At 72.6% G+C, this 10,989-nt stretch carries 8 protein-coding genes and 1 pseudogene; 5 read left to right on the top strand and 4 right to left on the bottom strand.

The genetic code is table 11. The annotated features are described in order from the left end of the window. A pseudogene (locus tag D455_RS0122000) lies at positions 1-703 on the top strand (hypothetical protein); the annotation flags it as partial. A gap of 281 nt (positions 704-984) precedes the next feature. Here D455_RS0122000 and D455_RS0122005 read toward each other — a convergent pair. The 3 genes from D455_RS0122005 to D455_RS0122015 form a co-directional block, all read right to left on the bottom strand. Next, positions 985-2,613: an LCP family protein gene (locus tag D455_RS0122005; protein ID WP_017572848.1), complete on the bottom strand. Its 1,629-nt coding sequence runs from the start codon at positions 2,611-2,613 to the stop codon at positions 985-987. 434 nt (positions 2,614-3,047) lie between these two features. After that, positions 3,048-3,719, bottom strand: a complete 672-nt coding sequence (locus D455_RS0122010) for a hypothetical protein (protein WP_040685054.1) — start codon at positions 3,717-3,719, stop codon at positions 3,048-3,050. A gap of 353 nt (positions 3,720-4,072) precedes the next feature. Continuing rightward, the gene (locus D455_RS0122015; RefSeq protein ID WP_017572850.1) at positions 4,073-5,260 is read right to left on the bottom strand and encodes an ROK family protein; all 1,188 of its coding nucleotides are present in this window, start codon (positions 5,258-5,260) and stop codon (positions 4,073-4,075) included. A 221-nt stretch (positions 5,261-5,481) separates the two neighbouring features. Between D455_RS0122015 and zwf the strand changes: the two genes are divergently transcribed. The 3 genes from zwf to eda all read left to right on the top strand — a co-directional run bounded on the left by zwf (position 5,482) and on the right by eda (position 9,489). Next, the gene (zwf, locus tag D455_RS0122020; RefSeq protein ID WP_017572851.1) at positions 5,482-6,960 is read left to right on the top strand and encodes a glucose-6-phosphate dehydrogenase; all 1,479 of its coding nucleotides are present in this window, start codon (positions 5,482-5,484) and stop codon (positions 6,958-6,960) included. After that, positions 6,957-8,768: a phosphogluconate dehydratase gene (gene edd, locus D455_RS0122025; protein WP_017572852.1), complete on the top strand. Its 1,812-nt coding sequence runs from the start codon at positions 6,957-6,959 to the stop codon at positions 8,766-8,768. The genes zwf and edd overlap by 4 nt, the downstream gene beginning before the upstream one ends. Before the next feature lie 88 nt (positions 8,769-8,856). After that, positions 8,857-9,489, top strand: a complete 633-nt coding sequence (gene eda, locus D455_RS0122030) for a bifunctional 4-hydroxy-2-oxoglutarate aldolase/2-dehydro-3-deoxy-phosphogluconate aldolase (RefSeq protein ID WP_017572853.1) — start codon at positions 8,857-8,859, stop codon at positions 9,487-9,489. A 108-nt stretch (positions 9,490-9,597) separates the two neighbouring features. Here eda and D455_RS0122035 read toward each other — a convergent pair whose 3' ends face one another. Beyond that, positions 9,598-9,978, bottom strand: a complete 381-nt coding sequence (locus tag D455_RS0122035; RefSeq protein WP_017572854.1) for a VOC family protein — start codon at positions 9,976-9,978, stop codon at positions 9,598-9,600. A 700-nt stretch (positions 9,979-10,678) separates the two neighbouring features. On the opposite strand from D455_RS0122035, the gene D455_RS0122040 reads away from it, so the two are divergent. Continuing rightward, on the top strand, positions 10,679-10,858 hold the full coding sequence (locus D455_RS0122040) for a hypothetical protein (RefSeq protein WP_017572855.1): 180 nt from the start codon (positions 10,679-10,681) through the stop codon (positions 10,856-10,858). The last annotated feature ends 131 nt before the right edge of the window (positions 10,859-10,989 follow it).

The following is a 10,989-nucleotide window of genomic DNA, read 5'->3' on the forward strand; positions in this document are numbered from 1 at the left end:
GGGCGGCACCCTGCCCCTGTCGCACGCCTCCACCGAGCCGATGGCCGCGAGCCCGCTGTCGGGGAACCCGCTGGGCGGGGTGCTCGGTGGCACGGGTCTGCTGGGCGGTGCCAACCCGCTGGGCGGTCTCCTGAACTCCGGCGGTGGCACCCTGCCCCTGTCGCACACGGATTCCTCCCTGCCCCTCCAGAACACCACGGACCAGGTCGGTTCGGACCTGAACGAGCTGGGCGCGTCGGTCGAGCGGGGCGCCCACGAGGTCGGCGGCGACCTGAGCGGCCTCGACGCCACCACCCTGCCCGCGCCCGGGGAGACCCTGCCCCTGGCCGCCGCGGACAGCCCCGTCGCCCCCCTCAACGACCAGAACACCGACCTGACCGGCGGCACCGCCGGCGTGGTCTCCGACCTGGTGCTGTCCGACGACGTGCTGCCTATGTCCGCTGGCGCGTCCTCGCTGCCCGAGACCGTCGGTGACGCCCCGGCCGAGCTGCTGCCCGTGCCCGAGGACACCCTGCCCCTGGCCGCGCCCGAGGCCACGGACGTCACCGACCTGGCCGTCGAGGCCGTGCGCACGACGGAACTCAACCCCGGCGGCGACTTCGTGGGCAACGACCTGGTCGGCGTGGACGGCGTGCCCGAGCTGGGGCAGCCCGACGTCGACCCCGGCCAGCTGGAGGACGCGCTGCCCTCCAGCCTCTCCTGACCTCCCTGGAGCGTGCGCCCGCCGGTCGTGGCGGGGGNGGGACCACCCCCCGCCGAGCGGGGCGCCGAACGGAACTGTGGGGGTTCCAGGCGCGTACCGGCGGGGCGGGGAGCGTCTCCGCCGCCTGAGGCACCAACCGCGGCTCCGGACCAGGGGGATCCGGGGCCGCGGCCTTCTTGCTCCGACGGGGGCCGGAACAAGGAGGGGCCCCGGGCCCGGCACGGACATCGGTTCCGTACCGGGCCCGGGGCCCGCGTCGTCTCGGGGGTTCTCGGTGGCCCCTACTCCGTCATCTCCCCGGTGCCGTAGCCCAGACCGTCGGAGCACGGGTCGGAGGTGGCGTCGCGTCCCACGCCCGGAAGAGCGGCGTCCGCCTCCGGGGACGCGTCCGCGACGTCCTCGTCCACGGGTGAGGGAGAGGTGCCCGGCGTCTCCTGGGGCACGGGTGCCTCGTCAGCCATCGAGACGGGTAGGGGCCGGTCCTCGCGCACGGCGGTGAACAACTCCCCCGCCTGCTCCTCGTGCCACAGGACCCGGTTGGGGTCGGAGGGCGCCTGGTACCAGGGCACGGTGTGGAACTCGATGTCGGTCAGTTCCACGCCCGAGAGGGTCACGGCGATCGAGAGCATCCTGTCGAACGTGAGGGCGGTGTCGGTGGCGCTGTGCTCGGCCACCGCACGCAGGATGTCGTTCAGCCTGGCCGGACTGGTGAGCACCTCGTTGCTGGTCGCCTGGTCGGCCAGGGCGGCGAGGAACATCTGCTGGCGGTCGATCCGGCCGATGTCGCCGCCGTCGCCGATCTCGTAGCGGGCCCGCACGAACGACAGGGCCTCGTCACCGTCGAGCGTCTGCCGCCCCGCGTCCAGGTCGAGTCCCGAGCGGCCGTCCTCCATCGGCACGGGGATGCACATCTCCACGCCGCCGATCGCGTTCACCACGTCGCGGAAACTCATGAAGCTCAGGTGCACGAAGTGGTCGACGCGGATGTCGGTGAGCGACTCGATGGTGCGGACCACGCAGGGCGGGCCGCCGTGGTACATCGCGGCGTTGATCATGCCGAAGTAGCCGGGCGTGCCCTCGGTCTCGCCGTAGGGGTCGCACTGGGGCAGCGTCACCAGGGAGTCCCGGGGGAAACTGATCATCGACACCCGGTTCTCGGGCGAGACGTGCGCCAGCATGATCGAGTCCGACCGCTTGCCCTCGAACGCGGTCTCGTAGGCGGTGGTGCCCTCCTCGTAGCCGTCGGTGCCCATGAAGAGGATGTTGACGGAGTCGTTGAGCCGGTCGGGACGGTCCTCCTCGCCGAGCAGCCCGTCGATGTCGTACTGGACCATGTCGGAGCGCAGGGAGCGGTAGTAGCCGTAGGCGGTACCGACCCCGGCGGCCAGGACGAGGACCAGGGTCGCGGCGACCCACAGCAGGATCCGGCGCTTCCGGCGCTGTTTCCGTGGAGCGGGGAGGACGGAGGCCGTGGCCCCGTCCCCGGGGTTCCCGTCGGCGCCGCCGTCGCCTCCGGAGCCCTTGGGGGACGCGGAGTCCCCGGTGGGCGCCGTGGCGGCGGAACCCGACACGGTCGTGCTCGCCGGGTCGGCCTCGTCGGCCGCATCACCCACGTCGGCCCTGTCGGTTTCAGCGTCCTCCGTGCTCTCAACGGCACCGGGGGCCCGTGCGGTTTCCTCGGCTTCTTCGTTCTCCTGGACGTCGTCGGTCCCGGGGTTCTCGGCGCCCTCGACCGGCTCAGTGGCTCCACCACTCCCATCGGCCCCGGTGTCGGCCACGGCGGTGTGCTCACCGGCCCCGTCGTCGCCGGTGTCGCCGGGGTCGGAACGTGCGGCGGAGTCGTCCTCGGGACTCTGGTCTGGTGTGTGATCCGCGCCGGACGCGGCGGAGGAGTTCTCGTCAGCGGACATCGTGCAATCTCGGTGGGTTCGGACAGCGGGACGTGCCAACGTTCGGACGCCGGGCCGGAGGATCACGTGGTCGCGTCGGGGGAGGGGCGGAGATCGCACGGAATGCTGACGGCGGGCGGTCGCCGAAACCGGGGCCGGGAGTCAGGGCGGCCCACGGGGCACAGGCAGCACCGGAAACCGGGTGCGGCCGACGGCACGGAAAACCCGCGCGTGGCAGCGATCCTAGGCGAAGATCTCTCCGGCCGCGCGTTCGGGTCGTCCTTGGGCGGGGGGTCTGACCACGATTGCGACGCACAGTTCCTCAGCCCCGCGGTCGTCTCCTGGAATCCGTGCGCCTGACCTTCCCCCGGCCGCCCGCCTGAAACACCGCGGCCCCGACGCGCCGGGGCGACGGGGCGGGGAGCCGGACGGGGATGACGGGCGTCGGCCGCGGATCAGTCGTCCCAGAAGGCGCTCTCCTTCTCCTTGGTCTCCTCCGAGCCCGCGCTGGAGCGTCCGCCCTTCGCCGCCGGTTTGGCGGGTGTCCTGGACGTCGAGCCCTTGGTGGTCTTCCGGGCGGGGGCGGGGGTCTTGGCACCGGTGTGGCGGGGACGCGCAGTGACCGCGCTCTTGGCGATGGGCTCACTGGGACGCGGAGTCTCACCGGAGTGGATGCTCAGCGCCTCCTCCTCCACGGAGAGCATCTTGCGGACCGGTGCGGGCACCTCGGGCAGCCGCTCGGAGCGCAGGTGCGCGCCGAGCACCTCCAGGGCGTGGTCGCACAGCAGCTGGCGTGCGCGCTCGGACCTGACGCCGCTGAGTTCCTCGACCTCGGGCAGGGCCCGCTCGCGCAGCAGCCGGATGACGTCGCGCAGGCGGTCCCGGGTCTTGCGGTCGGTCATCGACATGACCGTCAGCTCCGCCTCGGCGAGGAAGCTCTCCCTGTTGCTGTCCGAGTCGCGTTCGGCGATGAAGGCGCTGGTGAGGGTGCGCGCGGAGGCGCGGGAGGAGGTGCGGATGCCGTCGCGCCGGATGAGGCGGGCCTGGACGCCGGTCACGACGACGCTGGTGACCAGACTGATTCCGGCACCCAGCAGGATCAACACGAGCGGGTTCTCTAGGAGCACGGCAGGGACCTTTCCGGGCGGGGAACCGCACGGGCGCGGTCACGGGGGTGACGGAGGTGTGCGGGGGCGGGATTGGTGCTGCGTGACTATTCGCCACATCGGGGGTGGTTGTCAAGTGTGGGAGGTGGGCACGGGGCCGTCGCCGACGGCGTCGTCGCAGGTCGGCCGGCTCGGTTCCGAGAGCAGGGAAGGTCGTGGGGCCGGGGCGGTCAGCGGAGGGACGGAAGTCCCCGTACACGGCGTTCCCGGTCAGGGGCGGAGGTAACTCCCGGGGCGGCGGTCTGTGGAGGGAGGGTGTTTCCGGGCCGCTTCCCGTGCCGGTGCCCGGCGGGGCGGCCCTTCCCCCCTCTTCCTCAGCCCGCCAGGAGCTTGTTCACCGCCTCCGGGGACAGGATCTCCTCCGTCACCATGGCGGCGCAGCCGCGCACGCCCGCGTCGTCCCACAGGGAGCTGGCCACCACGCGCAGCTGACGGGTGGCCAGGGCCGTGCACTGCTGGAACACCACCTCACGCACGCCCGCGACCAGGTGGTCGTAGGCCTCCGACAGGTCGCCGCCCAGCACGATCACCTCGGGGTTGAGCAGGTTCACCGCTCCGGCGAGCGCCTCGCCGAGTCGCCGTCCCGCCGACCGGACCAGGGTCACCGCCACCGGATCGCCCCCGGCGGCCAGCGCCACCAGGTCCTTGAGCGTGTCCACCCGGCGCCCCCGCTCGGCGGCGTTCTCCAGCAGCCGACGGCCGCCCGCGACCGCCTCCAGGCAGTCGGTGTTGCCGCAGCGGCAGGGGAGCCCTCCGGCGTCGCGTACCGGGACGTGCCCGATCTCCCCGGCGGCGCCCAGCGCTCCGCGCAGCAGCCGCCCCCCGGACAGCAGTCCCGCGCCGATCCCGGTGGAGACCTTCACGAACACCATGTCGTCGGGGTGCCCGTGTCCGCCCGCGATGTGCTCGCCGAGCGCCATCACGTTCACGTCGTTGTCGACCAGCACCGGTACCGGGAAGCGTTCGGCGACCAGGGGCGCCAGCGCCACGCCCGCCCACCTGCCCAGGAAGGGGCGGTCGTCGGCGCGGCCCGCGTGGAACTCGACGGTGCCGGGCAGGCCGATGCCCACACCGCGCACGTCATCGGGGTCGCGGCCGAGCGAGGCGATCTGCTCCGACCACGTGTCCAGCAGCCAGGGGAGGGTGGCGTCGGGCCCCAGCTCCATGTCGGGGGAGCCCGGGGCGCGGACGAGGACGTCGCCGTTGAGATCGCACACGGCGGCCTGGCTGCGGGCCATGCCCAGGGCGCTGGTGAGGATGAGGCCGCTGTCGGCGTTGAACTCCAGCAGGGTGGGCGGTCGACCGCCGCTGGAGACCGCCCCCGAACCCTCGGTGACGAGTCCGCCGCTGATCAGCTCGGTGACCCGCAGGGCGACGGAGGGGCGGGACAGGCCCGTGACCCGGCCGATCTCGGAGCGGCTGGTCGCGGTGCCGGAACGGATGAGCTCCAGGATGTGGCCGCTGGTGGCAGCGGAGGACAGGCGTCCCGGGGTTCTGGCCATATCTCATTCAACCATGGGGTTACGGCGTGAAGGCTGGGAGGTTATGTAAAAAAGTGTTCTCAAGTGTGCTTGGTTTTTTACCATAGTCGGGCTTACAGTCGAAAGGGACGAGCGGCCCCCGGGCCCGCGCCGCCCCTCCTCCCCCCGTACTCCCCGCCGCGTCACCCTCCGCCCCCCGCTCCCATCCCCTCCCCTCTCCTCTCCGCTGGAGCAGACCGAAGATGTCGCAGCAGTCCGCGTCCCGTCCCACCGACCTGGTGGTCTTCGGGGGTACCGGTGACCTGTCCATGCGCAAACTCCTGCCCTCCCTGTACCTGTCGGACCGCGACGGCCACCTGGACGGGGGGACCCGCGTCGTCGCCGTCTCCCGAGACGGCCTCGACGACGCCGACCTCAGGGACAAGGCCGCCGCCGCGGTCCGCGGGCACCACGCCGTCCAGGTCGCCGAGCCCGACGTGCTCCGCCGCTTCCTGGACCGCCTCTCCCACGTCACCCTGGACGTCGGCGGCGACCCCTCAGGCTGGGACGCCCTCGCCGACGTCCTCACCCCCGACCGCGACCGCGTCTTCTACCTCGCCGTCCCGCCGATGATCTCCGGCGCGATCTGCCGCGGCCTGAGCGACGCCGGACTCGTGACCCCCGACTCCCGCGTGGTCATGGAGAAGCCCCTGGGACGCGACCTGGCCTCCTCCCAAGCCGTCAACGACGCGGTGGGCGCGGTCTTCGACGAGTCGCGGATCTACCGGATCGACCACTACCTGGGCAAGGAGACGGTGCAGAACCTGCTGGTGCTGAGGTTCGCCAACGTCTTCCTCGAACCCCTGTGGAACTCCCGCTGGATCGACCACGTCCAGATCACCGCCGCCGAGACCGTCGGCGTCGGCGGGCGGCGCGGCTACTACGACGCCTCCGGCGCCATGCGCGACATGGTCCAGAACCACCTGCTCCAGCTGCTGTGCCTGACCGCCATGGAACCCCCGGCCAGCTACGACCGCGACGCCGTCCGCGACGAGAAGCTCAAGGTCCTCCAGTCGCTGCGGCCCCTCACCGGCGACCGCGTCGCCGAGGACACCGTGCGCGGCCAGTACGGGCGCGGCACGGTCCGGGGCACCGAGGTGCTCGGTTACCTCGACGAGCCGGGCGGCCCCGCCACCAGCGACACCGAGACCTTCGTGGCCCTGCGCGCCGAGGTGGCCAACTGGCGCTGGGCGGGTGTGCCCTTCTACCTGCGCACCGGAAAGCGCATGTCCCACGCCCGCTCGGAGATCGTGGTGCGCTTCCGCGAGGTGCCGCACACGATCTTCCCCGGAACCAACCTCCCCGGGGCGGGCAGCCTCGTCATCCGGCTCCAGCCGGACGAGGGCATACACCTGACCATGCTGGCCAAGACGCCCGGCGCCGGAGCGCTGCGGCTGCGGCCGGTCCCCCTGGAGCTCAGCTTCGCCGACACCTTCTCCACCCGCTCGCCCGAGGCCTACGAGCGGCTGCTGACGGACGTCCTGGCGGGGGACTCCACCCTCTTCATGCGCCGCGACGAGGTCGAGGCCGCGTGGCGGTGGGTGGATCCCGTCATCGAGGCGTGGAACGGACTGAGCACCACCCCCGAGACCTATCCAGCCGGAAGCGCCGGCCCCGCGGGCGCGCACCGGCTCATCGGCCGTACGGGCCGTACGTGGTACGAAGAGGAGCGACCCCGATGACCGCGCACATCAACGACACAGTCGCCGACGTCACCCGGCGCCTCGCCGAGCGCAGCGCCGAGACCCGGTCCGCCTACCTGGAGCGGATCGACGGGGCGGCGGCCGAGGGACCCGCACGCGCCGCCCTGGGCTGCGCCAACCTGGCCCACGGTTTCGCGGCCTGCGGCGTCTCCGACAAGCTCAGGCTGTCCGGCGACGTCACGCCCAACCTGGCGATCGTCTCCGCCTACAACGACATGCTCTCCGCGCACCAGCCGCTGGAGTCCTACCCCGCTCTGATCAAGGCCGCCGTGTCCGAGGCGGGCGGCGTCGCCCAGTTCGCGGGGGGCGTGCCCGCCATGTGCGACGGCATCACCCAGGGCCGCGCGGGCATGGAACTGTCCCTGTTCAGCCGGGACGTCATCGCGATGGCCACCGCCGTCGCCCTCTCCCACGACATGTTCGACGGCGCCCTGATGCTCGGTGTGTGCGACAAGATCGTGCCCGGTCTGCTCATCGGAGCCCTGTCCTTCGGACACCTGCCGGTGGCGTTCGTCCCCGCCGGTCCCATGCCCTCGGGCCTGCCCAACAAGGACAAGGCCCGCGTGCGGCAGCAGTTCGCCGAGGGCGCGGTGGGCCGCCGCGAGCTGCTCCAGGCCGAGTCCGCCGCCTACCACTCGCCCGGCACCTGCACCTTCTACGGCACCGCCAACTCCAACCAGATGCTCATGGAGGTCATGGGCCTGCACCTGGCGGGGGCCAGCTTCGAGCAGCCGGGCACCCCGCTGCGCGAGGCCCTGACGGCCGAGGCCGGACGGCGCGTGCTCGGCCGGACCGCCCTGGGAGACTCCCACAACCCCCTCGGCCACCAGATCGACGAGCGCGCCATCGTCAACGCCGTGGTCGCCCTGCTGGCCACCGGTGGCTCCAGCAACCACACGCTGCACCTGGTGGCGATCGCCCGCGCCGCCGGGATCGAGCTGACCTGGGACGACTTCGCGGACCTGTCCGAGGTGGTGCCGCTGCTCACCCGCATGTACCCCAACGGCTCCGCCGACGTGAACCAGTTCCACGAGGCGGGCGGCATGGCCCACCTGATCGGCTCCCTGCTGGACGCCGGGCTGCTCCACGAGGACGTGCGCACCCTCATGGGGGAGGGCCTGGGACGTTACCGGCAGGTTCCGCGTCTGGAGGGCGGCGAGCTGACCTGGGTCGACGGTCCCAAGGAGAGCGGAGACACCTCCGTCCTGCGCGGTGTGGACGACCCCTTCGCCACCGACGGCGGGCTGCGCATGCTCTCGGGCAACCTGGGCCGCGCCGTCATCAAGGTGTCGGCCGTCGCGCCCGAGCGCCACGTGGTGGAGGCCCCGGCCCGCGTCTTCGGTGACCAGGCCGAGCTCCTGGAGGCGTTCACCGCCGGGGAGCTGACCGGTGACTTCGTCGCGGTGGTCCGCTTCCAGGGGCCGCGCGCCAACGGCATGCCCGAGCTGCACAAGCTGACCCCGCAGCTGGGTGTGCTCCAGGACCGGGGCCAGAAGGTCGCGCTGGTGACCGACGGACGCATGTCCGGAGCCTCGGGCAAGGTGCCCGCCGCCATCCACGTGTCCCCGGAGGCCGAGGCGGGCGGCGCCCTGGCGTACGTGCGCGACGGCGACCCCATCCGCCTGGACGCCACCACGGGCACACTGGAGGTGCTGGCCGACCTGAGCGGACGCGAGCCCGCCCGTCCCGGCGTGGACTCCTCCACCGGAACCGGCCGTGAGCTCTTCGCCGCCCTGCGCGGCTCGGTCGGCCCCGCGGAGAAGGGCGCCGGGATCCTCGGATCCTGACCCCCGCCGAACCCGGGCGCGCCGGGGGACCGGCCTCCGCGGCCGCGGCGCGCCCACCCCACATCAGACCGATCCTGGAGAACACGACATGACGACGATCCCCCGCTCGGGCGCGGACATCCTCGACCTGGCACCGGTGATGCCGGTGGTGGTCGTCCCGGACGCCGAGACCGCCGTGCCGCTGGCCCGCGCGCTGGTGGCGGGCGGAGTCCGGGGCATCGAGGTGACCCTGCGGACCCCGGCCGCGCTGGGTGCCATCGAGCGGATCGCCGCCGAGGTGCCCGAGGCCGTGGTCGGCGCGGGCACGGTGGTCACCCCCGAGCAGGCGCGTGCGTCCGCCAGGGCCGGAGCGCGCTTCCTGGTCAGCCCGGGGTGCACCGGGGACCTGGCCACGGCCATGGCCGACACGGGCCTGCCCTTCCTGCCCGGGGTGAGCACCGTGTCCGAGGCCATGGCGCTGCTGGAGCGGGGGGTGTCGGAGCTGAAGTTCTTCCCGGCCGAGGCCGCGGGCGGCGCCGCCTTCCTGAAGTCGCTTGCTGGCCCGCTCCCCCAGGTGCGGTTCTGCCCGACGGGAGGGATCACCGCGGCCTCCGCGCCCTCCTACCTGGCCCTGCCGAACGTGGGCTGCGTGGGCGGTAGCTGGCTGACCCCGGCCGACCTGGTGTCGGCGGGCGACTGGGAGCGGATCACCGGCCTGGCCCGGGAGGCCGCCGCCCTCTGAGGCCCGCTCCGACGTGGGGTCGCGAGCCGGTCGTCGCTGACGATGGGAAGGGCCCCGTCACCGGGGTGACGGGGCCGTGAGTCCGGGCCGAGGTGTGGCCGACGGGCCTCAGAGCGGGTTGAGGCGGGCCTTGAGGAGGCAGAACTCGTTGCCCTCGGGGTCGGCCAGGACGTGCCACTGCTCGTCCCCCGTCTGGCCGATGTCGGCCGGGCGGGCACCGAGGGCGAGAAGGCGTTCGAGCTCGGCGTCCTGGTCGCGGTCGGTGGCGTTGACGTCGATGTGCAGCCGGGGCTTGCCCTTCTCCGGCTCGTCCCTGCGGCTGAGGATGATCGTCGGCTGCGGGCCGCCGAACCCCTCGCGCGGTCCGATCTCCAGCGTGCCGTCGTACTCGCGGTCGAGCACGACGAAGTCCAGGACCTCGCACCAGAACCGCGCCAGCAACTCGGGATCGCGGCAGCCGAGCACGAGCTCACTGATACGACACGCCATGGAGGAAACCCACTCTCGGTTCGGAAACGGGGAGGCCACACGCGGACCGCGGGACTCCCGGCGATGCAAACAGTCCCGGAGCGTACCGGACCGGTGCGGAGGCTGGCGAGGGGTTTTGCGGGTCCGTCCCGCCAGGGCGCGACCGGGCGGGGGAGCCGGCCGCGGTCGGGGGGCTGGCTCCGGACCGGGACCACCTTCCGCCTCCCCCGTCCCCGTGGCCGGGGGGTTCCGCCTTTCCGGAGACGCCCCGGGCGTGGTCGTATTCCGCGGGTGTATCACCGCTTCGGGGTGGGAAGTCGTCTTCCTCGCTTTTCTGTTTTATTTGTGTTTTGTCCCTTTTTCGAGTATTTATCCGGGGTGTGGTGCACCTCCTCACCGGGGTGGAGGGGCCGGGCACGTCCGTGTACGGGAGGACGCGGACGGAGAACCCCGACGCGGATAGCGGAAGGCCGGACGGCCTGGGCGTACGTTCCCCTTTCTCCCGTTGTGGCAGCCCTTCCTCCTCCCTCGGGGAGGGAGCCTCCTCCCGGAGGACCCCGTTCGGAGGGCGGAGGCACCTCCCCGGGAAAGGAAGGGAAACCCTCCGCGGGGAGGCCGGGAAAATGGTCCGTGCGAACGAAGACCGGGGCGGAAGCAAAACCTAATCTGTGTTCGGCGTGGCCGTGTGTAAGGTCGCCCCGCACCAGAGAGAGGAATTCCCATGGCTGTTTCCGCCAGCAACCGCCCCGAGATCAACCTCGACGTCGACGCCGAGACCTTCGAGACCCCGGGCTCCGGCCACGCGGTCGAGGGCAGCGGAGCCGAGGCCCCCGGCCCGGTCACCTTCGGTACCACCTGCTGGGGCACCACCTGCCCGAGCGCCAACACGATCTCCTGCTAGGAGACCGTCTCCGCGGTCCCCGATCGAGGCCGTGGGCGCCACCCTGTCGCCCGTACCGGCGGGCCCCGTCCCCGTTCCGCCGAAGGCCCACAGACCAGACCCGGGGCGGCGGCCGTCCGGCCGCCGCCCCG

This window comes from Nocardiopsis halotolerans DSM 44410 (assembly GCF_000341065.1).
Taxonomy (GTDB): domain Bacteria; phylum Actinomycetota; class Actinomycetes; order Streptosporangiales; family Streptosporangiaceae; genus Nocardiopsis; species Nocardiopsis halotolerans.

What these genes read in the sequence shown, in the direction of transcription:
- D455_RS0122005 (WP_017572848.1), bottom strand. Translation starts at nt 2,613, where the DNA reads ATGTCCGCTGACGAGAACTCCTCCGCCGCGTCCGGCGCGGATCACACA.
- D455_RS0122015 (WP_017572850.1), bottom strand. Translation starts at nt 5,260, where the DNA reads ATGGCCAGAACCCCGGGACGCCTGTCCTCCGCTGCCACCAGCGGCCAC.
- zwf (WP_017572851.1), top strand. Translation starts at nt 5,482, where the DNA reads ATGTCGCAGCAGTCCGCGTCCCGTCCCACCGACCTGGTGGTCTTCGGG.
- edd (WP_017572852.1), top strand. Translation starts at nt 6,957, where the DNA reads ATGACCGCGCACATCAACGACACAGTCGCCGACGTCACCCGGCGCCTC.
- eda (WP_017572853.1), top strand. Translation starts at nt 8,857, where the DNA reads ATGACGACGATCCCCCGCTCGGGCGCGGACATCCTCGACCTGGCACCG.
- D455_RS0122035 (WP_017572854.1), bottom strand. Translation starts at nt 9,978, where the DNA reads ATGGCGTGTCGTATCAGTGAGCTCGTGCTCGGCTGCCGCGATCCCGAG.
- D455_RS0122040 (WP_017572855.1), top strand. Translation starts at nt 10,679, where the DNA reads ATGGCTGTTTCCGCCAGCAACCGCCCCGAGATCAACCTCGACGTCGAC.